The sequence below is a fragment of the Stappia sp. WLB 29 genome (genome assembly GCF_023507705.1).
Taxonomy (GTDB): domain Bacteria; phylum Pseudomonadota; class Alphaproteobacteria; order Rhizobiales; family Stappiaceae; genus Stappia.
Window position 1 is genome coordinate 98,110 of record NZ_JALBGD010000002.1, and the last position, 26,929, is coordinate 125,038.

Annotated in this window: 23 protein-coding genes and 1 tRNA gene; 15 read left to right on the plus strand and 9 right to left on the minus strand. The window is 68.2% G+C overall.

The features are described from left to right. The first annotated feature begins 55 nt into the window (after nucleotides 1-55). The gene (locus MNI96_RS03870) at nucleotides 56-1,399 is read left to right on the plus strand and encodes a methyl-accepting chemotaxis protein (RefSeq protein ID WP_249690571.1); all 1,344 of its coding nucleotides are present in this window, start codon (nucleotides 56-58) and stop codon (nucleotides 1,397-1,399) included. A gap of 239 nt (nucleotides 1,400-1,638) precedes the next feature. On the opposite strand, the gene MNI96_RS03875 is transcribed toward MNI96_RS03870, so the two are convergent. After that, nucleotides 1,639-3,069: a glutamate synthase subunit beta gene (locus MNI96_RS03875; RefSeq protein WP_249690573.1), complete on the minus strand. Its 1,431-nt coding sequence runs from the start codon at nucleotides 3,067-3,069 to the stop codon at nucleotides 1,639-1,641. Between the two features lie 15 nt (nucleotides 3,070-3,084). Further along, the gene (gene gltB, locus MNI96_RS03880; protein WP_502960305.1) at nucleotides 3,085-7,803 is read right to left on the minus strand and encodes a glutamate synthase large subunit; all 4,719 of its coding nucleotides are present in this window, start codon (nucleotides 7,801-7,803) and stop codon (nucleotides 3,085-3,087) included. A gap of 697 nt (nucleotides 7,804-8,500) precedes the next feature. Here gltB and MNI96_RS03885 point away from each other — a divergent pair. Together MNI96_RS03885 and MNI96_RS03890 are read left to right on the plus strand one after the other, a co-directional pair. Next, nucleotides 8,501-9,535: a threonine aldolase family protein gene (locus MNI96_RS03885; protein ID WP_249690577.1), complete on the plus strand. Its 1,035-nt coding sequence runs from the start codon at nucleotides 8,501-8,503 to the stop codon at nucleotides 9,533-9,535. A gap of 143 nt (nucleotides 9,536-9,678) precedes the next feature. Next, nucleotides 9,679-10,137, plus strand: coding sequence for a GyrI-like domain-containing protein (locus tag MNI96_RS03890; protein ID WP_249690579.1), 459 nt, complete (start codon nucleotides 9,679-9,681; stop codon nucleotides 10,135-10,137). Nucleotides 10,138-10,292: 155 nt separating this feature from the next. Here the strand turns inward: MNI96_RS03890 and MNI96_RS03895 are convergent, their stop codons facing one another. Next, nucleotides 10,293-10,742: an Hsp20 family protein gene (locus MNI96_RS03895; protein ID WP_249690581.1), complete on the minus strand. Its 450-nt coding sequence runs from the start codon at nucleotides 10,740-10,742 to the stop codon at nucleotides 10,293-10,295. A gap of 291 nt (nucleotides 10,743-11,033) precedes the next feature. On the opposite strand from MNI96_RS03895, the gene MNI96_RS03900 reads away from it, so the two are divergent. Together MNI96_RS03900 and MNI96_RS03905 are read left to right on the plus strand one after the other, a co-directional pair. After that, nucleotides 11,034-11,441: a hypothetical protein gene (locus tag MNI96_RS03900; RefSeq protein ID WP_249690583.1), complete on the plus strand. Its 408-nt coding sequence runs from the start codon at nucleotides 11,034-11,036 to the stop codon at nucleotides 11,439-11,441. A 166-nt stretch (nucleotides 11,442-11,607) separates the two neighbouring features. Next, nucleotides 11,608-12,567, plus strand: coding sequence for an alpha/beta hydrolase (locus MNI96_RS03905; RefSeq protein ID WP_249691352.1), 960 nt, complete (start codon nucleotides 11,608-11,610; stop codon nucleotides 12,565-12,567). On the opposite strand, the gene hisN is transcribed toward MNI96_RS03905, so the two are convergent. Together hisN and MNI96_RS03915 are read right to left on the minus strand one after the other, a co-directional pair. After that, nucleotides 12,561-13,352, minus strand: a complete 792-nt coding sequence (hisN, locus tag MNI96_RS03910) for a histidinol-phosphatase (RefSeq protein WP_249690585.1) — start codon at nucleotides 13,350-13,352, stop codon at nucleotides 12,561-12,563. The two genes, MNI96_RS03905 and hisN, sit on opposite strands and share 7 nt — an antisense overlap. A gap of 471 nt (nucleotides 13,353-13,823) precedes the next feature. After that, nucleotides 13,824-14,714, minus strand: coding sequence for an N-formylglutamate amidohydrolase (locus MNI96_RS03915; protein WP_249690587.1), 891 nt, complete (start codon nucleotides 14,712-14,714; stop codon nucleotides 13,824-13,826). A gap of 261 nt (nucleotides 14,715-14,975) precedes the next feature. Between MNI96_RS03915 and cpdR the strand changes: the two genes are divergently transcribed. From cpdR to MNI96_RS03940, 5 genes are all read left to right on the plus strand, one after another. Continuing rightward, entirely contained in the window at nucleotides 14,976-15,335 is a 360-nt protein-coding gene (gene cpdR / locus MNI96_RS03920) for a cell cycle two-component system response regulator CpdR (RefSeq protein ID WP_067218617.1), read from the plus strand. Between the two features lie 176 nt (nucleotides 15,336-15,511). Continuing rightward, nucleotides 15,512-15,586 (plus strand) — tRNA-Val (locus MNI96_RS03925). A 273-nt stretch (nucleotides 15,587-15,859) separates the two neighbouring features. Next, complete coding sequence (ykgO, locus tag MNI96_RS03930; protein ID WP_029059454.1) at nucleotides 15,860-15,985, plus strand: type B 50S ribosomal protein L36; 126 nt, start codon at nucleotides 15,860-15,862, stop codon at nucleotides 15,983-15,985. 103 nt (nucleotides 15,986-16,088) lie between these two features. Continuing rightward, nucleotides 16,089-16,742 carry a tetratricopeptide repeat protein gene (locus tag MNI96_RS03935; RefSeq protein WP_249690589.1) on the plus strand — a complete coding sequence of 218 codons (654 nt, stop codon included), beginning with the start codon at nucleotides 16,089-16,091 and terminating at the stop codon, nucleotides 16,740-16,742. A 66-nt stretch (nucleotides 16,743-16,808) separates the two neighbouring features. Then, nucleotides 16,809-17,882: an alpha/beta fold hydrolase gene (locus MNI96_RS03940; protein WP_283776329.1), complete on the plus strand. Its 1,074-nt coding sequence runs from the start codon at nucleotides 16,809-16,811 to the stop codon at nucleotides 17,880-17,882. Between the two features lie 36 nt (nucleotides 17,883-17,918). Here the strand turns inward: MNI96_RS03940 and pyk are convergent, their stop codons facing one another. The 4 genes from pyk to MNI96_RS03960 form a co-directional block, all read right to left on the minus strand. Beyond that, nucleotides 17,919-19,355 (minus strand): pyruvate kinase, encoded by a 1,437-nt coding sequence (gene pyk / locus MNI96_RS03945; RefSeq protein ID WP_249690590.1) that lies wholly within the window; start codon nucleotides 19,353-19,355, stop codon nucleotides 17,919-17,921. Further along, nucleotides 19,352-19,768: a DUF1036 domain-containing protein gene (locus MNI96_RS03950; RefSeq protein WP_249691356.1), complete on the minus strand. Its 417-nt coding sequence runs from the start codon at nucleotides 19,766-19,768 to the stop codon at nucleotides 19,352-19,354. Before MNI96_RS03950 ends, pyk begins: the two co-directional genes overlap by 4 nt. 111 nt (nucleotides 19,769-19,879) lie before the next feature. Further along, complete coding sequence (locus MNI96_RS03955) at nucleotides 19,880-21,196, minus strand: glycerate kinase type-2 family protein (RefSeq protein WP_502960297.1); 1,317 nt, start codon at nucleotides 21,194-21,196, stop codon at nucleotides 19,880-19,882. Beyond that, the gene (locus MNI96_RS03960; protein ID WP_249690592.1) at nucleotides 21,193-22,161 is read right to left on the minus strand and encodes a DMT family transporter; all 969 of its coding nucleotides are present in this window, start codon (nucleotides 22,159-22,161) and stop codon (nucleotides 21,193-21,195) included. The genes MNI96_RS03955 and MNI96_RS03960 overlap by 4 nt, the downstream gene beginning before the upstream one ends. Nucleotides 22,162-22,429: 268 nt before the next feature. Between MNI96_RS03960 and MNI96_RS03965 the strand changes: the two genes are divergently transcribed. From MNI96_RS03965 to MNI96_RS03985, 5 genes are all read left to right on the plus strand, one after another. Next, complete coding sequence (locus tag MNI96_RS03965) at nucleotides 22,430-23,260, plus strand: N-formylglutamate amidohydrolase (RefSeq protein ID WP_249690594.1); 831 nt, start codon at nucleotides 22,430-22,432, stop codon at nucleotides 23,258-23,260. 47 nt (nucleotides 23,261-23,307) lie between these two features. Further along, a complete protein-coding gene (locus MNI96_RS03970; protein ID WP_249690596.1) occupies nucleotides 23,308-23,613 on the plus strand; it encodes a DUF1244 domain-containing protein in 306 nt (101 codons plus the stop codon). Between the two features lie 171 nt (nucleotides 23,614-23,784). Continuing rightward, the gene (locus MNI96_RS03975; protein WP_067218634.1) at nucleotides 23,785-24,048 is read left to right on the plus strand and encodes a DUF2312 domain-containing protein; all 264 of its coding nucleotides are present in this window, start codon (nucleotides 23,785-23,787) and stop codon (nucleotides 24,046-24,048) included. Nucleotides 24,049-24,426: 378 nt separating this feature from the next. Further along, nucleotides 24,427-24,933 (plus strand): putative pterin-binding protein, encoded by a 507-nt coding sequence (locus MNI96_RS03980; RefSeq protein WP_249690598.1) that lies wholly within the window; start codon nucleotides 24,427-24,429, stop codon nucleotides 24,931-24,933. Continuing rightward, nucleotides 24,927-26,906: a putative bifunctional diguanylate cyclase/phosphodiesterase gene (locus tag MNI96_RS03985; protein WP_249690600.1), complete on the plus strand. Its 1,980-nt coding sequence runs from the start codon at nucleotides 24,927-24,929 to the stop codon at nucleotides 26,904-26,906. Before MNI96_RS03980 ends, MNI96_RS03985 begins: the two co-directional genes overlap by 7 nt. Nucleotides 26,907-26,929: the final 23 nt, after the last annotated feature.

Sequence of the window (26,929 nt, forward strand, 5' to 3'; positions counted from 1 at the left end):
TTTTCACGTTTTTCGGGAAACCTGACGACGTCGCAACGCAGTCCAGGTCCCGAACATGGCATCTTCCCGCTCCGCCTTCTTGTCCCTTACCGTGACAGGCCGCTTCCTGCTCATGGTCGCGACCGCGGCGCTCATCATGATGGCCGGCACGGGCTATGCCTTCTACGTGTTCCGCCGTTCGCTGCTGTCGGCGCTGGGCGATCCGGTGCAGGCGCAGGAGTTTCTGGGCCCCGCCGCCACCGCCAAGCTCGACGGGCTGATCCTCGACAACATGATCGAGATCGCGCTGGTCTGCACGCCCGTCGGCATCGCCTTCCTGGCGCTGGCTTTCGTCCTGGCGATGGGGGTGCGGCGGCCGCTGAAGGCGCTGCAGGAAGGGCTCATTGCGCTGTCGAACGGCGATTTCGGCATCACGGTGGCGGGCGCAGAACGACGCGACGAGATCGGCGCCATCGCCCGTTCGGTGGCGGATTTCCGCGTGCGGCTTTCGCAAAAGGCGGAGCAGGACGCACGCGAGGCGCTGGAGCAGCAGGAGCGCATGGCGCGCCAGCGCGGCGAGACGCTGAACCAGGTGGCGGCGGAATTCGAACAGACGGTGGTGGGCGTCGTCCACCGGCTCGGCGATGCGGCCGGGCGCGTGGCGCATCTGACCAAGGATCTCGACGGGGCGGTCGACATGGCCGCAAGCGCTGTCGAGGACGCCTCGGGCTCCTCGATCCAGGCCTCCAGCTCGGTCTCGACGGCGGCGGAGGCGGCCGACGAGATGACCCAGTCGATCCTGTCGATCGGCCGGGAGATGGAGCAGGCGGCGGAAATGGCGCGGGCGGCGGTGGAGGAATCGCGCTCGACCGACGCCATCGTCGGCCGGCTGGCGGAGAGCGGACGGGCCATCGGCGAGGTGGTCGACCTCATCAAGCAGATCGCCGACCAGACCAACCTGCTGGCGCTGAACGCCACGATCGAGGCGGCGCGGGCCGGGGAAATGGGCCGCGGCTTCGCCGTCGTCGCCAATGAAGTCAAGACCTTGGCGGGGCAGACCTCGCGGGCGACCGAGGATATCTCGCAGCAGGTCGAGGCGGTGCAGCAGGTGTCCGAGCAGGCGGTCGGGGCGATCCGCTCCATCGCCGGCACGGTGGAGCGCATCCACTCGATCTCCGACACGATCCTGCAGGCGGTGCAGAAGCAGATGTCGGCCACCGGCGAGATCAGCCAGAGCGTCGAGTTCGCCACGCAAAGCACCGAGAACGTGGCCTCCAGCATGGACGCGCTCGGCCGTGCCAGCGGCTCGACCCGGGCCGCGACGGACGAGATCCGCGGCGCGAGCTCGGAACTTGCCCACCTTTCCGAGGCGCTGCGCGAGCAGGTCGGCGGCTTCCTGTCGAGCATCCGCGCGGCCTGACCGTCACGGGGATAACCGTTCCGCCGCGCGGTGCCGCCAGGGATCGCGCGGGATGCGGCGGGGCGCACGCCGGACGGGGATAAGTGCGGTTTTCGGGCCTCGCGAAATTGAGAAAGGCGCCGCAAGCGGCGCCTTTCCCTTTGATATTGCTCATCTTTTTTTGAGACGATTTTGCAAAATCTTGCGAGATTTTGCGAAAGGCCGTCTTAAACGGCCTCAAGCGTCGCAAATCGCTCCGGTCAGCGCGGCAGGTTCGAGCTGCCCGTCAGATGCAGGTCGATGGCCCGCGCGGCCTGGCGGCCCTCGCGGATCGCCCAGACCACCAGCGACTGGCCCCGGCGGACGTCGCCGGCGGCGAAGACGCCGTCGATGGACGTCTTGTAGTCCTGGGTGTTCGCCTTGACGTTGGTGCGTGCGTCGCGCTCGATGCTGTCGCCGAGCTCGGCAAGGTAGGTGCCCTCCATCGGCCCGGCAAAACCGATGGCGACCAGTACCAGTTCGGCGCGCAGGATGAACTCGCTGCCCGGGATCGGCCGGCGCTTCTCGTCGACGCGGGCGCACTTGACGCCGGTGACGTGGCCGTCCTCGCCGACGACGGCAAGGGTGGCGGCCGCGAACTCGCGGTCGGCGCCTTCCGCTTGGCTGGAGGAGGTGCGCATCTTGGTCGGCCAGTACGGCCAGACCGTCAGCTTGTCCTCCTTCTCCGGCGGACGCTGGCGGATGTCGAGCTGGGTCACCGACAGGGCGCCCTGGCGGAACGAGGTGCCGACGCAGTCCGAGGCGGTATCGCCGCCGCCGATGACGACGACATGCTTGCCGCCGGCCCAGTAGGGCGGCTCGGCCGAGACGTCCTCGCCGCCGACGCGGCGGTTCTGCTGGACCAGGAAGGGCATGGCATACATGCAGCCCTGAAGATCCATTCCGGGAAGCTCGGGATCGCGCGGGCGCTCGGCCCCCACGGTCAGCAGCACGGCATCATGGCGCTGCTTGAGCTCGTCGACCGTCAGGTTGACACCGACATTGGCCCCGTAATGGAAGACGACGCCTTCGCCTTCCATCTGCTCGACGCGGCGGTCGATATAGTGCTTTTCCATCTTGAAGTCGGGAATGCCGTAGCGCATCAGGCCGCCGGCGCGCGGCTCGCGCTCGTAGACATGCACCGTGTGGCCGGCGCGGGCCAGCTGCTGGGCGGCGGCAAGGCCGGCGGGACCGGCGCCGACGATGGCGACGGTCTTGCCCGTGCGGAACGGCGCCGGCTCGGGGCGGATCCACCCCTCGGCCCAGGCCTTGTCGGCAATCGCCTGTTCGACGGTCTTGATGGCGACCGGCACGTCCTCGAGGTTCAGCGTGCAGGCTTCCTCGCACGGGGCGGGGCAGATGCGGCCGGTGAACTCGGGGAAGTTGTTGGTCGAGTGCAGGTTGCGCGCCGCCTCTTCCCAGTCGCCGTTATAGACCAGATCGTTCCAGTCCGGGATCTGGTTGTTGACCGGACAGCCGACGGGCCCATGGCAATAGGGCACGCCGCAGTCCATGCAACGGGCCGCCTGCCGCTCGACTTCCTTGTCCTCGAGCGGCAGGGTGAACTCCTTGAAGTGGCGGATGCGGTCGGAGGCCGGCTGGTACTTCTGTTCCTGCCGGTCGATCTCCAGGAAACCGGTAACTTTTCCCATGATCTCTCGTCTCCCTTACTCGGCCGCCACCAGGCCGAGCCGCTTTTCTTCCATTTCCCTGAGGGCGCGGCGGTACTCGACCGGCATCACCTTCACGAATTTCGGGCGGAACTCGTCCCACTTCTCCAGGATCTCCTGCGCCCAGGCCGAGCCGGTATGGGCGATGTGGTTGGAGATGATCTGGCGAAGCCGCTCGTCGTCGTGCCGCGTCATGTCGGCGGACAGGTCGACGCGGCCCTTGTGCTCGATGTCGCCGCCATGGTGGTGGAGCTTCTCCAGGAGGTCGTCCTCCTCCGGGACCGGCTCGATGTCGACCATGGCCAGGTTGCAGCGCGAACGGAACGAGCCGTCCTCGTCCAGCACATAGGCCACGCCGCCCGACATGCCAGCGGCGAAGTTGCGCCCCGTCCAGCCGAGCACGACGACGACACCGCCGGTCATGTATTCGCAGCCGTGGTCGCCCACGCCCTCGACGACGGCGATGGCACCGGAGTTACGGACCGCGAAACGCTCGCCGGCGATGCCGCGGATGTAGCATTCGCCCTCGGTCGCACCGTAGAGCACGGTGTTGCCGGCGATGATCGAGTAGTCCGGATCGGCGGCGCTCTTCGGGTTCGGCCGGATGACGAGCTTGCCGCCCGCCAGGCCCTTGCCGACATAGTCGTTGGCGTCGCCCTCCAGCGTCATGGCGATGCCGCGCGCCAGGAAGGCGCCGAAGGCCTGGCCGGCGGTGCCGGTCAGCCGCACGTCGATGGTGCCGCTCTTCAGGCCCTTGTGGCCGTAGCGCTTTGCCACCTCGCCCGACAGCATCGCACCGGCGGAGCGGTCGACATTGCCGATGGTCTCGGTGATCACGACAGGCTCCTTGCGCTCGAGCGCCGGCTCGGCGGCCGCGATCAGGCGGCGGTCGAGAACGTCGTCGATCGGATGCTTCTGGCGCTCGGTCCAGCGCTTCGCCTCGGCCGGGGCCTCGGGCATGTGGAAGATGCGCGAGAAATCGAGGCCGCGCGCCTTCCAGTGGTCGATCATCTTCTCCTGGTCGAGCAGGTCGGTGCGGCCGACGAGATCGTCGAAACGGGCGATGCCCATCGCGGCCATGATCTCGCGCACTTCCTCGGCGACGAAGAAGAAGTAGTTGACCACATGCTCCGGCGCGCCCTTGAAGCGCTTGCGCAGCACCGGGTCCTGGGTGGCGATGCCGACCGGGCAGGTGTTCAGGTGGCACTTGCGCATCATGATGCAGCCGGCGGCGATCAGCGGCGCGGTCGAGAAGCCGAACTCGTCGGCCCCCAGCAGCGCGCCGACGATGACGTCGCGCCCGGTCTTCAGGCCGCCGTCGACCTGCAGGGCGATGCGCGAGCGCAGCCCGTTCAGCACCAGGGTCTGCTGGGTCTCGGCAAGGCCGATCTCCCAGGGGCTGCCGGCATGCTTGATCGAGGTCAGGGGCGAGGCGCCCGTGCCGCCGTCATAGCCGGACACGGTAATGTGGTCGGCGCGCGCCTTGGCGACGCCGGCGGCAACCGTGCCGACGCCGACTTCCGACACCAGCTTGACCGAGATGTCGGCCGCCGGGTTGACGTTCTTCAGATCGTAGATCAGCTGCGCCAGATCCTCGATCGAATAGATGTCGTGGTGCGGCGGCGGCGAGATCAGGCCCACCCCTTGCGTCGAATGACGGACCTTGGCGATCACCGCGTCGACCTTGTGGCCGGGCAGCTGGCCGCCCTCGCCGGGCTTGGCGCCCTGGGCCACCTTGATCTGGATCATGTCCGAGTTGACGAGGTAGTCGGTGGTCACGCCGAAGCGGCCCGAGGCGACCTGCTTGATCGCCGAGCGCATCGGGTTCTGCGACCCGTCCGGCAGCGGCATGTAGCGCTCCGGCTCCTCGCCGCCCTCGCCGGTGTTCGACTTGCCGCCGATCCGGTTCATGGCGACGGCCAGCGTCGAGTGGGCCTCGCGCGAGATCGAGCCGAAGGACATGGCGCCGGTGGAGAAGCGCTTGACGATCTCGGCCGCCGGCTCGACCTCGTCGATGGAGATCGGCGCGCGGCCGGTATCCTCGGCGGTCTTGACCCGGAACAGCCCGCGGATGGTGAAGCGGCCGTTGTGCTCGTTGGTCTCGCGGGCGAACTCGCGATACTGGTCGGGCAGGTTGGAGCGCACCGCGTGCTGCAGGAAGGCGACGCCTTCCGGGGTCCACAGGTGGTTCTCGCCGCGCACCCGGTAGGCGTATTCGCCGCCGACATCGAGCGAGCGGCGCAGCACCGGCACGTCGGCGAAGGCGACGGCATGGCGGCGGGTGGTCTCCTCGGCGACCTCGGCAAGGCCGATGCCCTCGATCATCGTGGCGGTGCCGAAGAAATACTCGTTGACGAAGTCGGTCGACAGGCCGACCGCGTCGAAGATCTGGGCGCCGCAATAGGACTGGTAGGTCGAGATGCCCATCTTGGACATGACCTTGAGGATGCCCTTGTCGATCGACTTGATGTAGCGGTAGACGACCTCCTCGGCATCGACCTCTTCGGGGAAGTCGAGCTCGGCATGGAGCTGCAGCAGCGTCTCGAAGGCGAGATAGGGGTTGATCGCCTCCGCGCCGTAGCCGGCCAGCACGCAGAAGTGATGCACCTCGCGCGCCTCGCCGGTCTCCACCACCAGGCCGACCGAGGTGCGCAGGCCCTTGCGGATCAGGTGATGGTGCACGGCGGCCGTTGCCAGCAGCGCCGGAATGGCGATGCGGCCGCGGCTGACCAGGCGGTCGGACAGGATGACGATGTTGTAGCCGTTGATCACCGCCTTCTCGGCATTGGCGCAAAGGTTGTCGAGCGCCTCGCGCATGCCGCCCGCGCCCTTGGACGCGTCGTAGGTGATGTCCAGCGTCTTGGCCGAGAACTGGTTGTCGGCGGTGTCGCCGATGGTGCGGATCTTCTCCAGGTCGTCATTGGTGAGGATCGGCTGGCGAACCTCCAGACGCTTGGAGGTGGCCAGGCCCTTGAGGTCGAACAGGTTCGGCCGCGGTCCGATGAAGGAGACGAGGCTCATCACCAGCTCCTCGCGGATCGGGTCGATCGGCGGGTTGGTGACCTGGGCGAAGTTCTGCTTGAAATAGGTGTAGAGCAGCTTCGGCTTGTCCGAGAGCGCGGAGATCGGCGTGTCGGTGCCCATCGAGCCGATGGCTTCCTGGCCGACGGTCGCCATCGGATGCATCAGGAGCTTGATGTCTTCCTGGGTGTAGCCGAAGGCCTGCTGGCGGTCGAGCAGGGTCTCGGCCGCGACCGGCGCACGACCGCGCACCGCCGGCATCTCCTCCAGCACGATCTGGGTGCGGTGCAGCCAGTCCTTGTAGGGGTTGGCGGTGGACAGCTGGCGCTTGATCTCGTCGTCGGAAATGATCCGGCCTTCCTCGAGATCGATCAAGAGCATCTTGCCCGGCTGCAGGCGCCACTTGCGGATGATCTTCTCTTCCGGCACCGGCAGCACGCCGACCTCGGAGGACATGATGACGAAATCGTCGTCGGTCACCACGTAGCGGGCCGGACGCAGGCCGTTGCGGTCGAGCGTCGCGCCGATCTGGCGGCCGTCGGTGAAGGCGACGGCGGCCGGGCCGTCCCACGGCTCCATCAGGGCGGCGTGGTACTCGTAGAAGGCCCGCAGGTTCTCGTCCATGAGCGGGTTGCCGGCCCAGGCCTCGGGGATCAGCATCATCGCCGCATGGGCGAGCGAGTAGCCGCCGCGCACCAGGAACTCGAGCGCGTTGTCGAAGCAGGCGGTGTCGGACTGGCCCTCGTAGGAGATCGGCCACAGCTTGGAGATGTCGTCGCCGAACAGCGGCGAGGACACGCTCGCCTGGCGGGCGGCCATCCAGTTGACGTTGCCGCGCAGGGTGTTGATCTCGCCGTTATGGGCGACCATCCGGTAGGGATGGGCGAGATCCCAGGACGGGAAGGTGTTGGTCGAGAAGCGCTGGTGAACGAGCGCCAGCGCCGAGGTAAAGCGCGGGTCCTTCAGGTCGGCGTAATAGGCGCCGAGCTGGTAGGCCAGGAACATGCCCTTGTAGACCAGCGTCCGGCTCGACAGGGAGACGATGTAGAAGCCCTTGGTGACGGCGTCGGTCTCGGCGCGGATGGTGTTGGAGATCACCTTGCGCAGCACGAAGAGGCGGCGCTCGAAATCGTCCTCGGTCTCGCAGTCGCGGCAGGCGATGAACACCTGGCGCGAGCAGGGCTCGGTCGCCGCGATGTCGGGCGCCTTGGACAGGGAGGAATTGTCGACCGGCACGTCGCGCCAGCCGAGGCAGGCCTGGCCTTCCGCGTTGATGACGCGCTCGACGATCTCCTCGCAGACGCGGCGCAGCGCCGGGTCCTGCGGCAGGAAGAGGAAGCCGACGCCGTAGCGGCCCTTTTCGGGCAGGTCGATGCCGAGATCCTTCGCCTCGGCGACGAAGAAGTCGTGCGGGATCTGCACCAGCATGCCGGCGCCGTCGCCCATCAGCGGGTCGGCACCGACCGCGCCGCGATGGGTGAGGTTTTCCAGCACCTGCAACCCGTCGGAGACGATGCGGTGGGAGGGAACGCCCTTGAGATGGGCGACGAAGCCGACGCCGCAGGCATCATGCTCGCGCGCGGGATTGTAAAGGCCCGAGCGTGCGGCTTCCTCGCGTCGCTCGTTCAGCGTTTTGCGGGCAGTCGTCGCTTTGGCCGGCGCGGTTTCGGTCACGAAGTCCAGCGCCTCGATCATCGCTTCGGTCTTGCTCATGTCTGCCCTCTTTCATCCTGCGCCGGGACCGTCCTTCTCCGTTCGGGTCGCGCTCTCTCGCGATCGAGGAGCCCGGCTCGTCCGTCGAACGGGCGTTCGCCCTGACGCTGACCAGTGAAGCGGACCCGCCCTTTCGGTCCGCCTGTTCCGGCGGTGCGCGTCCCCTCGCGGGACTTTCCGCCGGCAATCCGTTTCGGTGCTTCGCACCGGCAAGGGCGTCTGCCCCGCATGCCGCAGTCATACGCCGGAAAATGCGCCGGCGGATCCCGCGACCTGTTGTAGCACACGCTGCCGCCTGCGATCAGCCGTCGGATGCGTTCAGCCCTATCCGACGGGGTGCCGCGGGCGCGGCGCGGGAAGCCGGCCAGCCCCGGCCGCTTCCCTCCGGCCAAAAGGGACAGTAATCCTGTCCTATCTGGCGGAGGCGCACAATGCCAGATTTCCGGTGGGGGAGCAAGCGGCTTGCAAGCCCGCGCAAAACTATTTCTTGCGCCATGGCCGGGGGCTTTTGTCATTAATGCAATGCTGTTGTTGCGGGAAGGAAAGAATCTGTCGGTTGCCGGGAGTGGCACGGCTCTCGGCAATGTTCCCGGCACGGCTCTCGGCACGGCTTTGGGCATGTGGGGACGGTGGCCGCGCGGGGCTTGCAAGGCCGCGCGCGGCGGTCTTAGATCGCGCCATGATCTTCGCCAGCGACAATTGGGCGGGCGCCTCGCAGCCGGTCATGGATGCGATGCTCCGCCACAACACGGGCGCCGCGCCGGCCTACGGCACGGACCCGCTCACCCTCAAGGTTCGCGACCGGTTTCGCGAGATCTTCGAGAAAGACGACCTCACGGTCTGGTTCACCGCGACCGGCACGGCGGCCAATGCGCTGACCATGGCGGCCTGCGCAAGGCCCGGCGGGCTGGTGCTGACCAGCGATACCGCCCATGTGCTGTGCGACGAGTGGGGGGCGACGGAGTTCTTCTCGCACGGCATGAAGATGGTGCCGGTGGAAACGCGGAACGGACGGATCTCCGCAAGCGCGCTGTCGCGCGAACTGGCCAAGCACCCGGCCGGCAGCCGCTTCGGCACGCCGGTGGCGATGAGCCTGACCCAGGCGAGCGAGTGCGGTACGGTCTACCGGCTCGGCGAACTGGCGGCGCTGACAGGGGCGGCGAAGGAACGCGGTCTCGTCTGCCACATGGACGGCGCGCGCTTCGCCAATGCCCTGGTGCATCTGGGATGCAGCCCGGCGGACATGACCTGGAAGGCGGGGATCGACGTCCTCTCCTTCGGCGGCACCAAGAACGGCTGCTGGTGCGCCGAGGCGATCGTGGTGTTCAACCAGGACGCCTTGCGCGATCTTGCCGCGCACCGCTCGCGCGCCGGGCACCTGTTCTCCAAGTCGCGCTTCGTCGCCGCCCAGCTCGACGGCTATCTGGAGAACGATCACTGGCTGGACTGCGCCCGGCACGCCAACGCGATGGCGAGCGCGCTTGCCGACGGGCTTGCGGCTTCCGGCCATGCGCTCGCCCATCCGGTGGAGGCGAACGAGGTGTTCCCGGTTCTCAGCCTTGCCACCATCGCGCGGCTGCGCGAGGCGGGAGCGGCGTTCTACGAATGGCCGGAGATCAAGGCGGGCGAGGGGCTTTCCGGCGTGCGGCTGGTGACGTCGTTTGCGACGACGACCGAGGAGGTCGCGCGCTTCCTGGAGGTCGCCGGAGGGTAGGGGCGGCTCCGCGGGGAAGAATTTTCTCCGCACGCGGCTTTCTGGCCGGGAATTTGGAAAGCGTTTTCGCGTTTCGGATTGGCGCAAAGCCGGACGGGGCTAGCCTCACGCCGATTCCATCCCGACGACCGGAGCGACTGCCGATGAAGATCCATCCCACCGAGGACATGCATGTCCTGTCGATCGCCCGACGGCTGACCATTCCCGAGGTGGCGTCGGCCGCCGCCGATCTGTCGACGGCGATCGAGGCGGAGCGCGAGCGTGCGGGCCTTGCGGCGGCAGGGCCGTGGACCTTCATCGCGCAGAACCTGCCGCGCGACGGCAAGACCGCGTTCGACTGGCGCATCTGCCTGCCGGTGGCGGGGGCTGCCGCCTATGACGGCCCGCTGGAGCTCTTGCATCTGGAGCCGGTGATGGTCGCTTCCGCCGTGCATCTGGGGCCGGTCCGGACCCTGTTCACGCAGGGCTACGCGCCCTTGCTGCGCGCCGTCGGCGAGACGCGGCACCACCTGTCGGGCCAGAGCCGGGAAGTCTATCACGACTGGCGCGGCGGCAAGGCCGGCTACAACCGGATCGAGATCCAGTTCGAACTGTCGCGCTGAAGGGGCATCCCGAACGAAAGGCGCCCGGCCTTGGAAAAGGCCGGCCAGAACGAAAAGCGCCCGACCTTGGGAAAGGCCGGGCGCGGGGGGCAGGCATGTCTCTCGCCGAGGGGGGATCGCGAGGGCCGCGCCTGCCGGGTGTCAGTGCCTGATCTTTAGTGGGTGCTGCCCTCGATCTGCTTCTGGCCGGCCTTGCCGATCTCGATCTTGCGGGGCTTCATCGCCTCCGGGATCTCGCGGGCAAGGTCGATATGCAGCAGGCCGTTCTCCAGGCTGGCGCCCTTGACCTCCACATGGTCGGCGAGCTGGAAGCGGCGCTCGAAGGCGCGCGAGGCGATGCCGCGGTAGAGCACCTCGCCGGCCTCGGTCTCCTGGGCGCGCTCGCCCTTGACCGAGAGCGTGTGCTCCTTGGCCTCGATCGTCAGGTCGGCCTCGCCGAAGCCGGCCACCGCCATGGTGATGCGGTAGGCGTTCTCGCCCGTGCGCTCGATATTGTAGGGCGGATAGCTCGGCGTCTCCTGGCCCGTGGTGGTGTCGAGCATGGAGAGCAGGCGGTCGAAGCCGACGGTGGAACGATAGAGCGGGCTGAAATCGAAGTGACGCATCGGTGTGTCCTCTCGTTGAGCAACAGATGATGGTGCCGGTTCCGCTATGTCCCGCCGTCATGGCCGGGAGGGGAACCGTATGCGGGCCCGTTCTTGGCGCCCGCGACTTACGAGATGGGGAGGGCGAAATCGGCTTTCAAGAGGGCGGCAAGGGGTGCCCGGGATCGGCGCGGCAAACGGATTTTCGACCTGAACGTCAGGTGAACGGAGCCTTCCGGGAGGGTTCACGCGCAAGAGCGCATCTTTCCGATCGTCAACCGGCGCTGACGCGCCCCAACAGGAGACAGATCCATGAGGAAGTCGCTTCTTGCCGCCGTCGCCGCCCTTGGCGTCGTCCTTTCCGTTCCCAGCGCCCAGGCGCTCGATATCCGCATCGGCTCCGGCCCGGCCGGCGCCTCCAGCGGTGCCAGCGTCGAGGTGCAACTGGTCGGCCACCGCCACAACCGGCGCGGCTACCGGCTCGACCGGCTCGGCCCGCGCCAGATCGTCAACCGGCTGCACCGCCAGGGCTTCCGCAACATCAGCCGCTTGCGTCATCGCGGCCATGTCTATGTCGCCCATGCCCGCGGCTATCGCGGCGTCCAGCAGCGCCTGGTGGTGGATGCCTATTCGGGCCGGGTCGTCGGCCGCACCGTGATCGGCCACCGGGGCGGTCACGGCTGGGGCGGTCACGGCCGGGGCGGCTACGGCCGCCTGTAATCGCAGCCGGCTTGCCTGCCTGCAGGAACCCGAACGGGGTCGCCGGAGTTGAGCCGGCGGCCCCGCTCCTGTATGGGTCAGAGCACGGGGATCGCAGGATTTGCGGCGACGCCGGCTGCGATGCCGGAAGATCGGCCGGAACGTTTTGGAGCGCGACGCGGTGGCAATGGAGCTCTACGATCATCCGGAAAACCCGGTGCCCGCCGGAGCGATCTGCCAGCAGGTGACGACGCCCGACGGTATCCGCCTGCGCACCGCGCGCTGGATGCCCGACCGCAGCCCGCTCAAGGGCACGGTGACGCTGCTGCAGGGCCGGGCCGAGTTCATCGAGAAATATTTCGAGACCGTCGCCGACCTGCGCGCCCGCGGCTTCGCCGTCGTCACCTTCGACTGGCGCGGCCAGGGCGGGTCGCAGCGCCTGCTCTCCAATCCGCGGCGCGGCCATGTGGACGATTTCGCCGATTTCGTCACGGACCTCGACACGGTGATGAGCAAGGTGACGCTCGCCGCCATGCCCGGCCCGCACCACGTGCTCGCCCATTCGACCGGCGGCGCGGTGCTGCTGCTGGCGGCCGAACGGCTGCGCACCCGCATCGAGCGGGCGGTGCTGTCGGCGCCGCTGATCGGCCTCGGCAAGGTCGGGCTGCCGCAAAAGGTGATCTGCCCGCTGTCGGCGGCGCTGTCCTCCATCGGCCTCGGCACGGCCTTCGTGCCCGGCGGCACGGACAAGTTCCACATGCCGTTCGAGGGCAATCCGCTCACCAGCGACGAGTTCCGCTTCCGCCGCAACGAGGCGGTGCTCACCGCCCATCCGGACCTGGAGATCGGGGCGCCGACCATCGACTGGCTGGCGGCGGCCTGCCGGGCGATGACGCGGTTCTTCGAGCCCGATTTCGGCCCCTCGCTGCAGGTGCCGGTGCTGCTGGTCGCCTCGACCGGCGACCGCATCGTCTCGTCGCGGGAAAGCGAGCGCTTCGCCCGCCAGACCCGCTCCTGCCGCTATCTGGAAATCGCCGGCTCGCGCCACGAACTGCTGATGGAAGACGATTTCCACCGCGACCAGTTCCTGGCCGCCTTCGACGCCTTCGTCGCAGACGGCGAGCCGGTCGGCGCCTGGAGCTACTGAGCGGCGGAGGCGAGGATCTCCAGCACCTTTTCATGCAGCGCCGGATCGCCGGAGGCGACGATCTGGCCGCCATTCGCCGGCGAGCCGCCGCGCCAGTCGGTCACCACGCCGCCGGCGCCCTCGATGATCGGGGCCAGCGCGACGATGTCGTAGGGCTGCAGGCCGGTCTCGACGACGAGGTCGACCTGGCCGCTGGCGACCATCGCATAGCCGTAGCAATCGGTGCCGTAGCGGGCGGTGCGCACGGCGCCCTCGATCCGCCGGTAGGCGTCCGCCTCGGCGCCCCGGAACAGGCCGGGATGGGTGGTGCACATGATCGCCTGTGCGAGGTCCGCGCAAGGACGGGTGGAAAGGGGGCGGGTGCCCTCGCGGTTGACCAGCCAGGCCTGTTCGCAATCTCCGACGAACCGCTCCTCCACGTAGGGCTGGTCCATGACGCCGAAGACCGGCTTGCCGCCGCGCGTCAGGCCGACCAGCGTGCCCCAGGTCGGCAGGCCGCAGATGAAGGCGCGGGTGCCGTCGATGGGATCGAGCACCCAGACATGCTCGGCGTCGAGACGGACACTGCCGTGCTCCTCGCCGAGGATGCCGTGCTGCGGAAAGCGCGCCTCGATCAGCGCCCGCAAGGCCTCCTCGCCGGCCCGGTCGGCGACCGTCACCGGATCGAAGCCCTCGGCCAGCTTGTTCTCCACCGACAGGGCCGCGCGGAAATGCGGAAGGATGGCGGCGGCGGAGGCCTGGCACAGCTCGGCCGAGAAGGCGGCGAGATCGTCGGAGGTGGGCATGGGCGGGTCCTTCCGGAGCAAGGGCGGGGAGAGGGGCGGCGTGTAGGCGAAAGATCCTGCCCGCAATAGCGCGGGAACGGCGAACGGGCAATCTCTGCGGGGCGAAGCGCCGGCGCGGAGCAGTTGATGAAATTATAGGCAAATGAGGATGTGGCGCACTTTTGAGCGGGTCGGAGTGCCGGAATCGGGGCCTCAGACGAATTATTCAAGAAGATTTATTAAAGCATAGGTATTTGAAAAGTATGTAATTTTCCGATATTCGCGCTGCTGCAGGCGAGAAAAATCCGGATGCCATATTGACTTTTGTGCGCCGCGATGGAAACTTGTTGCAGTGCGATATGGCTTGCCGTGTCGCGCCGCCCTCCTTGGGCGTTTCCTCCCTAGACTCGGGCCGCCTCGCAAGAGAGCGGCCCTTTTTTCTGGCCGCTCAGGCAAGTGTGCGATCGTGGCGTTTCGAGCGGTCGGGGACGGCTATTCGGCCGCCAGCGCGTCCGGTGCGAGATCGGCATCCGTGCCGGCCACCAGCTCCTCGCAGAAGCGGCGCATGTCGCGGGACAGCTCGGCAAAGCCGGAGCTGCGGTCCGTGCGCGCCTCGTCCATGTAGAGGCTGCGGTTGATCTCCACCTGCAGGGCGTGAAGCCCCTTGGCCGGACGGCCGTAATGCTCGGTGATGAAGCCGCCGGCATAGGGCTTGTTGCGCGCCACCGTGTAGCCCATGCCGCGCAGGATGTCCGTTGCCTGGTCGATCACCGAGCGGGCGCAGCTGGTGCCGTAGCGGTCGCCCAGGATGAAGTCGGGGCGCGGGCCGTTGTCGCTGCTGCGGATCGTCGAGGGCATGGAATGGCAGTCGATCAGCACCGCATGGCCGAAGGCGACATGGGTGCGTGCCAGCAGGCGGCGCAGGGTCTGGTGGTAGGGCTTGTAGATCGTCTCGATGCGGTCGAGCGCCTCGCGCACGGTGAGGCGGGTGCGATAGATCTCCTGCGCCTCGCCGACGACGCGGGCGATGGTGCCGAGCCCGCCGGCGACGCGGATCGAGCGGCTGTTGGCGTAAGGCGGCAGCCGGTCCTCGTACATCTTCGGGTCGAGCTCGTAGGGCTCGCGGTTGACGTCGAGATAGGCGCGCGGGAAGCGGGCGCAGAGCAGCGGGGCGCCGAGCTCGACGACGCCGGAGAACAGCTCGTCGACGAAGGCATCCTCGGAGCGGCGGATCGCCAGGGCGTCGAGCCGCGAGGCCTGCAGGAAGGCAAGCGGGTAGTGCCGCCCGGAATGGGGCGAGTTGAACACGAAGGGTGCGGATTGCTGTGCCGGCTGCAGGACTTCGAAAGGCTTCGTGTCCTCGAACCCGCTCACCACCTGCATATTCACGCTCTCCGCCCGCCGGCCGCCTCGTTGAATTTTCCTATTAGCCCCCGAATCGGCGTTAATGTCCACACGGGCGGTGGGTAACCGGCGCGGCCGGATGGCGGGACGCCGCTTTCACTGGATGTTTACCGTCATTCGGCCTTATAACGATCCGAAAGATGTGCCAAAACGGGACCTTCGGGCGCGCGATGCAGCGGCCGGCGCCCGGAATGCGAAACGCCCAGCGGATTCGCCGAGCGAAGCGGGACGAAGCAACGAATGACACGGATCCTACTTGCGGAAGACGACAACGACATGCGGCGCTTCCTTGCCAAGGCGCTGCAAAAGGCCGGTTACGACGTCGTGTCCTTCGACAACGGCAAGAGCGCCTATGAGCGCCTGCGCGAGGAGCCTTTCTCCCTGCTGCTGACCGACATCGTCATGCCGGAGATGGACGGCATCGAGCTGGCGCGGCGCGCGACGCAGCTCGACCCGGACCTGAAGGTGATGTTCATCACCGGCTTCGCCGCGGTGGCGCTGAACCCGGACTCCCAGGCCCCCAAGGATGCCAAGGTGCTGTCCAAGCCCTTCCACCTGAAGGATCTGGTGCTGGAAGTGGAGCGCATGCTGGCCGCCTGAGCGGTCTCCCGTCCGCCTCTCAACAGGTTTTCCACCGCGCGCGAGCGGGCGCGGGACAGCGGCAATTTAGTTTGCGAGAAGGGCTTGCACCGAAAATCGAAGCCCGCTATATCGCATCCCACCGCGCCGTCCCGTCGGCGTCGGCCTTCCGGCAGCTTGCCGGATCGAAGAGTTTCGGGCGTGTAGCTCAGCGGGAGAGCACTACGTTGACATCGTAGGGGTCACAGGTTCAATCCCTGTCACGCCCACCATCTTCGCCAGACTGCCGAGATCGCGAGGCAGTTGGCAAAGCCCGGCAAACGGCCGCCAAGGTAAGCTGCTTCCCAGCATCTGCCTCACGCGGATCGGGCACCGCCCCCGGCGCGCGGTTCTTATCGGACCAGCGCGAGGAGGCGGAGCCAGCCGGCAGGACGACGAAGATCCCTGGCGGTCTTGATCGTCCGCAAGCAGACAGCCGGGCCGGCAGGCACGGCGCAACATGAGGATGCCGCCGCCAACGTGGCACCGTTGACGGAGACGAGACGATGAAGATCAAGAATTCGCTCAAGGCGCTGATGGGCCGTCACCGCGACAACCGCATGGTTCGCCGCAAGGGACGCGTCTACATCATCAACAAGAAGGCTCCGCGCTTCAAGGCCCGCCAGGGCTGAGGCACGGCGGCAGGCCCCGCGCGCCTGCCCGATAGCTTTCAAATTTTGCCGATGGCATTGACGATCGCATCCGGGGCGACATACTCCCCGGATGCGATCGTTTTTGGCGTTGGCCTTTCTGCTGTGTCTTTCCGCCTCCGCGCTGGCGCAGGAGGGAAGTCCTGATGTGCTTCCTCCGGAGGCGCTGCCCCCCTCGCTCGACGATTTCGATGCGCCGACCACCGAGGTCGAGCCGCCGTCCGGTCCGGCTCCCGCGGTGACCGACGCCGAGACGCCGAAGACCGAACTCGACGGGCTGTTCGCGGAACTCGCCAAGGTCACGAGCGGCGAGGCGGCCCGCCCGCTGGTCGGCCGCATCCAGCGCATCTGGTCGCGCTCTGGCAGCCCGACGGTCGACCTGCTGATGGTTCGTGCGGCCGCTGCCATGCAGGCCAAGGACTATGCGCTGGCGCTCGACCTGCTCGACGTGACGGTGCGGCTCGCCCCCGATTTTCCCGAAGCCTGGAACCGGCGCGCGACGGTGAATTACCTGCGCGAGGATTTCGGCCGCTCGATGGTCGATATCGAGCGGGTGCTGGCGTTGGAGCCGCGCCACTGGGGCGCGATGTCGGGCCTCGGCATCATCCTGCGGCGGATCGGGCGCGAGGACGAGGCGCTGGAAACCTTCCGCCAGGTGCTGAAGATACATCCGGTCAGCGAAAACGCGCGTAAGGCGGTAGAGGACATGGAAAAGGCGGCCGCCGGTTCGCCGATCTGAGGCGCCTTCGCGGTCCCGCCCTTCCTCCTTGTCGCTCGTTCTTCGCAAAGCCGGACCCGCCCGCCCATGCCCACCCTTGCCCTTTTCCTGCTGTCGGCGCTGGCGCTGCTGCTCTCCGGTCTTGCCCTGCTGGCGGAGATGCGCGGGCGCGAGGCGGAGGCGCGCTATCCGCCGATCGGAGAATTCGCCGAGATCGACGGCGTGCGGCTGCACTATCTCGACATCCGGCCCGATGGCTGGCGGGCGGGCGACCCGGCGCTGGTCTTCGTGCACGGGGCGAGCGCCAACCTGCGCGACCCGCATATGGCGCTGGCCGGCCCGCTGACGGATCGGCCGGCGGAGCAGGGGAGGGCTGCGCGGCTTATCTTCGTCGACCGGCCCGGCCACGGGTATTCGCAGCGCGGCGGCGATACGATGTACCGTCCGGCGGCCCAGGCGGCGTTAATCGCCGGGCTGGCCGACAGCCTCGCCATCGAGCGGGCGGTCGCGGTCGGCCATTCCTGGGGCGGGGCGGTGGCGGCGCAGCTGGGGCTCGCGCGCCCCGATCTCTTTGCCGGGCTGGTGTTCCTGGCGCCGGCGACCCATCCCTGGCCCGGCGGCACCAACTGGTATTACGACGCCGCCGCCCTGCCGGTGGCCGGCACGGTGTTTTCCCACACGCTCGCCCCGTTCGGCGCGGCGCTGGTCGCCCCGAGTGCCATCGACGGCATCTTCCGCCCGGCCGAGGCGCCGGACGCCTATGGCGAGCGGCTGGGCCTGCCGCTGCTGTTTCGCCCGCACACCTTCCGGGCGAATGCACGGGACGTCGCCTTCCTGAAAGGGGAGGTGGAGGCGGCCTCGCTGCGATACGGCGAGATCGCCCAGCCGGCGGCGGTGATCACCGGCGAGACGGACGGCGTCGTCTATCCGCATATCCATTCGCACGGGCTGGCGCGGGACCTGCCCAATGCCTGGCTGGTGACGCTGGAAGGCGCCGGCCACATGCCGCATCACACGCGCACGGATGCGGTGCTGGCGGAGATCGCCAAGGTGGTGGCGATGGCGTTCCCGGAGGCGGGATGGGGCGATGAGGGGGGCCGAAACGCAAACGAGACGGCCGAAGCCGTCTCGTCGTCGAAAGCTGCTGCTGCGAGCGAGTGAGGCTCGGAAGCCGCCGCTGCTGCGAGCGGCTGATGATCAGAGGCCGCCGCGACCGTCGCTGCCGATGAAGGCGATGCGCAGCATGTTGGTCGAGCCGGGGGTGCCGAAGGGCACGCCGGCCGTCGTGATGATGCGCTGGCCGGGCTTTGCCAGTTCTTCCTCGAAGGAGATCTGGCAGGCGCGGTCGACCATGTCGTTCTCGTCGCGGGCGTCGTCCGAGACCACGCAGTGCAGGCCCCAGGCCAGCGACAGACGGCGGGCGGTCGACAGGACCGGCGAGATGACGATGACCGGCACGGAGGGGCGCTCGCGCGCGGCGCGCAGCCCGGTGGCGCCGGAGGTCGTGTAGCAGACCACGGCGGCAAGGTTCAGCGTCTCGGCGATCTGGCGCGCGGCGGCGGCGATGGCATCGGCGCCGGTCGGCTCCGGCTCCTGGCGCTGGGCGTGGATGATGCCGCGATAGTTCGGGTCGCGCTCCACCTGGCGGGCGATGCGGTCCATGGTGGCGACGGCCTCGACCGGGAACTGGCCGGCGGCCGATTCGGCGGAGAGCATCACCGCGTCGGCGCCCTCGAACACGGCGGTGGCGACGTCGGAGACCTCGGCGCGGGTCGGCACCGGGGCGGTGATCATCGATTCCAGCATCTGGGTGGCGACGACCACCGGCTTGCCGGCACGGCGGCAGGCGCGGACGATCTGCTTCTGCAGGCCGGGAACCTGCTCCAGCGGCATCTCGACGCCGAGATCGCCGCGGGCGACCATCAGCGCGTCGGACAGGTCGATGATCTCGCTCAGCCGCTCGATGGCCTGGGGCTTCTCGATCTTGGCGAGGATGCCGGCGCGGCCGCGCGTCACCTTGCGCACGTCGGCAAGGTCGTCGGGGCGCTGGATGAAGGACAGCGCGATCCAGTCGACGTTGGCTTCCAGCGCGGCATCGAGATCCTTGCGGTCCTTGTCGGTGAGCGCGCCGACCGGGATCTCCGTGTCGGGAACGCTGACGCCCTTGCGGTTGGACAGCTTGCCGCCGACCTCGACGATCGTATCGGCGCTGGTCTTGGTGCAGGAGGTGACGCGCAGGCGGATCTTGCCGTCGTCGAGCAGCAGGCGGTGGCCCGGCTCGAGCGCCTGGAGGATCTCGCGATGGGGAAGGTGGACGCGCGCGGCAGTGCCCGGCGTCTTGTCGCTGTCGAGGGTGAAGCTCGCGCCGTTCTCCAGCGTCACCGCATCGCCCTCGAAGGTGCCGACGCGGAGCTTGGGACCCTGGAGGTCGGCGAGAATGCCGATCGGCCGGCCGATCTTCGCCTCGATCTCGCGAATCATCGCCACCAGCGCATGCAGGCGCGGATGGTCGGTGTGACTCATGTTGATGCGGAAGACGTCGGCACCGGCGGTGTAGAGCTTCTCGATCGTTTGCGGATCCGAGGAGGAGGGTCCGAGTGTCGCTAGAATCTTGACCCGCCTGTCACGCTTCATTGTCCGCCTGTCCCCCCTTGCACGGGCTCTGTCAGCTGGACCGTCCAGCTGGCTTGCTCGCCCGTATCGATCTCGAAGAATCCGGTCCGCTCGAAGCCGCGGGCGACGCAGTCCTCGATACCCCGGATGGTGAATTCCTTCTCGCGGGTGCACATGAAGGCGCGGCCGCCCCATTCCCCGAACTGATCGTAATCCACCGCATAGATATAATAGAAACGTGACACGAGCGAGCCCGCCACCAACGTTTCACAGGAATTTGCCGGCAGGTTCCACCAGCCTTCGGTGACCCAGTCGGCTTCCTCGCGATAGCCGATGGCCACGCCGACCTGGCTTTCCGTCTTGTTGCAAAGGCGCAGCTCGGCATGGGCCGGCGTCGCGCCGAGAACACTGAAAGCCGACAGTGCGAGCGCCATCGCGCCGCAGGATGCAAGGCCCAGCCGGATCGTTCTGACTGCCGTGGTTTGCCGTTGCCTCTCGGCCTTTTTCATCATTCGATTACTCGTGCCACGACCATGCGCGTCATCTTATGACCGACGGGCTTCCGCCTTGTCAATGAGGACGGCCCGGAAGTCGTTGACGTTGGTATAGGTTGGCCCGGGTCTCAGCAGATCCCCGAGATGAGCGAAGAAACCGGTGCTGTCGTTTCTCTCCAGAAATGCGGCGGCATCATGACCTGACCTTGCGGCGCGGGCGAGCGTGGTCTCGTCGACCAAGGCGCCGGCCGGATCATCTGCCGAACCTGCACCGCCATCCGTGCCGTCCGTGTCGCCCGCAACCGCGGCGATGCCGGGGGCGCCCTCCAGGGCGAGGGCGAGGGCAAGCGCATATTCCTGGTTGGGACCGCCGCGGCCCTCGCCGCGGATCGTCACGGTAAGCTCGCCGCCCGACAGCAGAACGGCACGCCGGCCGGTCTCGGCGATCTCGCGGGCCATGCGGGCATGCTCGGCCGCGACCTCGCGCGCCTCGCCTTCCAGGCTGTCGCCGAGCAGCACCGGCTCCAAGCCCGCCTCGCGGGCGATCGTCGCGGCACGCTCCAGCGACAGGGCGGGGCGGGCGACGATCTCGAACCTCGTGCCGGCAAACAGCGGGTCGCCGGGCTTCGGCGTCTCGTTGGCCGGATCGGCCAGCGCGGCATGGACGCTTGCGGGCGCGTCCGGCGCATAGCGGGCGACGAGGGCGCGGGCGTCGGCCAGCGTCGTCGGATCGGCGACGGTCGGGCCGGAGGCGATGGCGATGGGCTCGTCGCGCGGCACGTCGGAGACGGCGAGCGTCGTCATCGGAACGCCTTCAGGCCGGGCGGCGGCAAGGCGGCCGCCCTTGATGCGGGAGAGATGGCGGCGGACGGTGTTGATCTGCTCGATGGTGGCGCCCGAGCGCAGCAGCGCGCGGGTCAGCGCCTGCTTGTCGGCGAGCGACAGGCCCTCGACCGGGGCGATCCAGTTGGCCGAGCCGCCGCCGGACAGGAGCACGACGATATGGTCGCCCGGGCGGGCCGCCGCTGCCAGTTCCAGCGTGCGGCGCGTGGCGTCGATCCCGGCCTGGTTGGGCACCGGGTGGCCGGCCTCGACCATCTCGATGAACTGCGTTTCCTGACCGTAGCCGTGGCGGGTGACGCCGAGGCCGACGAGCCGGTCCGGGCCGAGGCCACAGGCCTCGCGATAATGGTTTTCCGCCACCTTCATCATGGCCCCGGCGGCCTTGCCGGCGCCGAGCAGCACGATGCGGCCGCCCTCGGCGGGGGCGGGCAGGTGCGGCGGCAGGCAGGTCTCGGCGCGGGCGGCATCGACGGCGGCGGCGAACAGGTCCTGCAGCAGGGCACGCATGGCGGGAAGGTCGGTCATTCTGCCTCGCGGGTCGGGGTGGCGGGTCGGATCGGAGCGGTGACGGGGGCGACCGGGACGGGCGCGGCGCGCGGGCGGGCGATGTAGATGCCGGCGAGGATGACGGCGCCGCCGAGCGCCTGGGCCGGGCCGATGCTCTCGCCGAGGAAGAGATAGCCGACGGCAGCGGCGGCAACCGCCTCCAGGAAGATGACCAGCGCGGAAAAGCCGGCCGACAGGGAGCCGAGGGCGAAGGCGAGCAGGCCCTGGCCGAGGGCGTGGGCGACGACGCCGAGCGAGACCAGCATGACGATGCCGGTCAGGGAGGCGGGCAGGATGGTCTCCTCCAGCATCAAGGCGACGACGAAGAGGACGGCGGCGGTGATGAGCGAGCTGCGATAGACCAGCAGGCCGGGGGTCATGCCGGTGCTGCCGCGCCGGGCAAAGCGCATGGCGATGAAATAGCTGCCGAAGAAGATCGAGGTGACGACGCCGTAGACGTCGCCGGTGAGGCGTTCGGGCGCGAAGGCGAAGCTGCTGCCGATCAGCAGGGCCGCGCCGAGAAGGCAGGCGGCAAGGCCGAGGGCCATGGCGCGGGTCACCGGCTCCTTGAGCAGCGCGCCGGAGGCCAGCATCACCCAGAGCGGGGCGAGGGTCGCCAGCAGCGTCGCGTTGGCCGCCGTGGTGTTCATGATCGCCAGGTGCCAGAAGAACAGATCGCCGGCGAAGAGCACGCCGGCGGCGAGCGTCGCCGCGTTCCAGCGCGGTGCGGGGGCGCCTGCGGGCCGCTCGATCCGCGCCCACACGGCCAGCAGCGGCAGGGCGAGGGCGGCGCGCCAGAAGGCGCTGGCGAAGGGGCCGACATCGGCATGGCGCACGAAGACCGGCGACACGCCCATGGCGATGGCCCCGGCGAGCAACGCGAGGAAGGCGACCACAAGACGCTGGTCGGGAGCTGCGGCAAGCGGGGCGGGGGCGGTGGTCATGGCTTGCGGTCTTTCGGGACAGCTCTCGGGGAACACTATCGGACGGCGCCGGCAGGTATTTGCCGGGCAAACGGATCGAGCGGAGATTAGGCATCCGGTGCCGGCCTGTCTCGCCAGAAATCGCCGATGGCTCTTATCGGCAGGCAAGGGCGAAAATGCGGTTGAAAGCGGACGCCGGATATGGTGCACAGCGGGACCCGAACCCTGCAAGCCCCCTGCGCCCCCTTGCCGGCCCCGCCGCCCGGCGGTGAGCTGCAGGAGGGCGGCGATGCCAAACGGAGCCGAGATGGCCGAGAGCCGGTTTCCTGCCCCGAAATCCCCCGACGAGACGCCGTTCGAGAAGGTCGAGGGCGACCGTTCGCGCGGGCTGCTGCTGCTCTGCGACCATGCCAGCAACCAGTTGCCGGCCGCTTATGGCTCGCTCGGCCTGCCGCAAAGCGAGTTCTCGCGCCACATCGCCTACGATATCGGCGTGCGCGAACTGACGCTGGGACTGGCGCAGGCCTTCGGCGTGCCGGCCTTGATGACCACCTATTCGCGGCTGCTGATCGATCCGAACCGGGGAGAGGACGATCCGACGCTGGTGATGCGCCTGTCGGACGGCTCGGTGGTGCCGGGCAATGCGACGCACGATGCGGCCGAGCGCCAGCACCGGCTCGTCACCTATCACAGGCCCTACCACGAGGCGGTGGCGGCGGAGATCGACGCGGCGACCGCGGAGGGCCATCCCCCGGCGATCCTGTCGATCCACAGCTACACGGCTGTCTGGCGCGGGGTGCCGCGGCCCTGGCATGCGGGCATCCTGTGGGACAGCGATCCGCGTTTCGCGCTGCCGCTGCTTGACGCATTGCGCTCCGATCCCGATCTGGTGGTGGGCGACAACGAGCCCTATGACGGGGCCTTGAAGAACGACTGCATGTACCGGCATGGTACGGCGCGAGGGCTGGCGCATGCGCTGCTGGAGGTCCGCCAGGACCTGATCAAGGATGCGGCCGGCATCGAGGCCTGGACGCAGCGGCTGGTGCCGCTGGTCGCGAAGGTGCTGAGGGAAGCGCCGGACCTCGACACGATCCGCCACTACGGATCGCGCTGCGACTGAGCGGCCGGATCCTGCGAGAGACCGGGCTGCGAGAGATGGAGAAGCAGATGGCCGAAATCGACGAGGCAACGCGCACGGAACTGGAGGCGGCAGCATTCCGCCGGCTGGTCTCGCATCTGCGCAAGCGCACCGACGTGCAGAACATCGACATGATGAACCTTGCCGGCTTCTGCCGGAACTGCCTGTCCAACTGGTATCTGGACGCGGCGACCGAAAAGGGCGTCGCCCTCGACAAGGAGGGGGCGCGCGAGATCGTCTACGGCATGCCGTATTCGCAGTGGAAGGACCTCTACCAGAACGAGGCGAGCGCGGAGCAGCAGGCCGCCTTCGAAAAGGCCCGCCCGCAGGAGTAAGGCGGCGCGGCCCATGTGAATATCGTTCCGTTTTCGTTCCCCGGTCTTGCATCCGCCCGATTTTCCGCGCATGCAGATCGGCATCACGGGAGGCGTTCCGCCTCCCGGCCCCACTTCATCACCCCGATCCGCAGGCCGTCCGGCCCGCACCCATGAAGGAGACGAGTACCCATGTCCGATCCAGGCGGCGTCGCCGGCGACCAGCTGCGTGCATTTGTCGAGCGCATCGAGCGTCTCGAGGAAGAGAAGAAGGTGATCTCGGACGACATCAAGGATGTCTACGCGGAAGCCAAGGGCACCGGCTTCGACGTCAAGATCCTGCGCAAGGTGATCTCGCTTCGCAAGAAGCAGCCGCATGAGCGCGAGGAAGAAGACGCGATCCTCGACCTCTACATGCATGCGCTCGGCATGAACGGTCCGGCGAACGACGCCTGACCGGCAGGTCCGTCCAGACAATGTCTCCCGCAAGGTGCCGGATGGGCGCGCTTCGGAGACAGCGAGACAGCAAAGGGGCACGGGATCCGTGCCCCTTCGTTTTTTCTCCGTGAATGCCTCTTGTTCCCGCCAATTTCGCAAGGCCCGATGCACGGCCGCGGAACGCGGTTTGCACATAAATTACCAACCCGTACAAATAACGATGCATTGACTGCGAATCGCCCCTACCATTCCGACCTGCCCGCAACGGGCAGGGAGCGAAAGGCGCCGGGGATTAAGCTTGCCTTCACGGCAGCGGGCTATGTTCGCCGGCGACAGAATATGGCGTCGTGCAAGGTGGCTGGGCTCTTCCTGGACGACTGTCGAATGGAGGATCTCATGTCTGTCGCACGGATGTTCGCAGCTCTGCTCGGCACCGTTGTTCTTCTCGCGGCAACCTTGACCGCGCAGGCGACGGGCGTGTCGCCTTCGGATAGCGCGACGGCGGCGGGGTATATCCTTCTGACGCAAGATGGCGTGACGCGAGATCTGGCGATCGAGGAGATCGAGCGCCTGCCGACGGTCGAGATCCAGGGCAACGCCAGTCCCGACGAGCCGGTGACCACGTTTCGGGGCGTTCTCCTGTCCGATCTCGTCGAGATGATCGGCGCCGGCGAGGCCGAGGGCCTCATCGTGCGCGCCTCCGACGGCTACTCGGCCGACATTCCGCGCGAGGATTGGGAGCGGTGGCCCATCGTCGTCGCGACCCGCGTCGGCCAGGAGCGCCTGACCCTGCGCCAGCGTGGGCCGGCACGGATCGTCTATCCCATCGCCCGCTATCCGGAACTCGACGGGCGCACCTATGTCGACCGAAGCGTCTGGCTGATCGTCGAGATCGAATGGTGAATGGCCTCAGACGGATCTTCGCGCAACGCGCCCTGCTCCGTCCGATGCAGCCCTGGCTGGTCGTGGGGGCGGTGGCCTGCGCCTGCCTGGTGGCGACGCTGGTGGCGCTGCGCGGCGTCGCGACGCTGAACCAGCCGGAGCCGGATGCCGGACAGCATATGGTGCGCCACATGCGTTTTACCCTGGCCGAGATCGCGCGGGTGGACGGCATGCTGCAGGCGCTGAGCACCGATGCCGCCTCGCCGGAAGCGCGGCGGCTGATCTCGACCGCGGCGGACCATCTGCACATCCGCTTCGAAGTCCTGGCCGGCCTGTCCCGTGGGCCGCTGGTCGAGCCCGATTCCAAGGTGGCGCCCGTCGCCTGGGCGCTGCTGGAGGGCCTCGACCGGCTTGCCTCGGGAAAGACACCCATCGATGAGGCGACGCTCGCCGACCTGCGTCGCACCAGCTCCGAACTGACGCGCCGGACCGGCGACTACATGCGCGGCGTCGAGGCGGATATCGACAAGGCCTTGAAGATACGGGCGGAAAATTCCGCCGGCGCATGGGTAGAGGTGATCGGCAGCGTCACCATGCTGCTCGTCCTGTCGTTCATCTCGCTGGCGCTGCGGTGGCGCAACCGGCGGATGGTTGCCGAACTGCGGCTCGCCAGCGGCCGCGACAGCCTGACGGGCCTCGCCAACCGGCGCGGCTTTACCGAATGGGCCACGGCGACAACCGCTGCCGGGCCGGTGCAGGGGCATGCCCTGCTGATCTTCGATCTCGACCGGTTCAAGGCCGTCAACGACCGCCACGGCCATCTGGCAGGCGATGCGCTGTTGAAGACGGCGGCCGACTGGCTGGTGGCGCGGTTCGGCGATCGCGGCATCGTCGCGCGCTGGGGCGGCGACGAGTTCGTGGCAACGGTCGCATTGCCGCAGGAGGGGGGCGGCGACCTTGCCGCATTGATCGGCGAGCGTATGGCGGACCCGCCGGCGCTGGTCTTCAAGGGCGAGACGATCCCGCTGCATTTCAGTTGCGGCATTGCGGTGTGGCCGCAGGACGGGGCGACCATCGACGCGACGATGCTCGCCGCCGACGCAGCGCTCTACGAGGCGAAGGCGCGCGGACGCGGACGGCAGGTGTTCTACGAGGCGGGAATCTCGGATCGCCGCGACCGTGCCGAGGCCCTGCGCAGCTCGCTGCCGCAGGCGCTGGCGGCCGGCGACCTGTTCCTCGAATTTCAGCCGCAGGTCCATATCGGGCGCGGCACGGTTACCGGCGCCGAGGCGCTGGTGCGGTGGCGCGATGCCGCGACGGGCACGATCGTTCCGCCCGGTCTGTTCATCCCGATCCTGGAAGAAGGCGACCAGATCGCGGAGCTCGACGGCTTCGTGATCGACGAGGCCTGCCGCACCGCGGCGGCGTGGAACGCGGCGGGACGGCGGCTGCGGGTGTCGGTGAACCTGTCGCCGCGCACCTTCCAGAGCCCCGGCCTTGCGGCGCAGGTGGCGGCGGTGCTGGCGCGCCACGGCCTGACGGCCCGGCAGTTCGAGATCGAGATCACGGAAGGGGTGCTGCTGATCGACGATGCCCAGGTCGAGGCCAATCTCGCTGCGCTCGCCGAGCTCGGCGTCCGGCTGGCGCTCGACGATTTCGGCTCCGGCTATTCCAACATCGCCTATCTGATGCGACTGAAGCCGGACGTGCTGAAGATCGACCGCTCCTTCGTGCTGGAGGGCGACGAGCGGATCCGGGCCAGTATCGTCCAGGGCATCATGCAACTGGCCGAGACGCTGGGCGCCGAGACCCTGATCGAGGGTATCGAGACGGCGGAGCAGCTGCGCTTCGTCCGCGATACCGGCTGCCAGATCGTGCAGGGCTTCCTGTTCGCGCGGCCGATGGCCGCGGGCGCCATTCCGGACTTTTGCGAGAGGCTCGAGGCGCAGCACCGCCCCGTGCGGGAAACGCCGCTGCTGCAGCAGCGCTCCTGATCCGTACGTCCCACGTGCTGCGA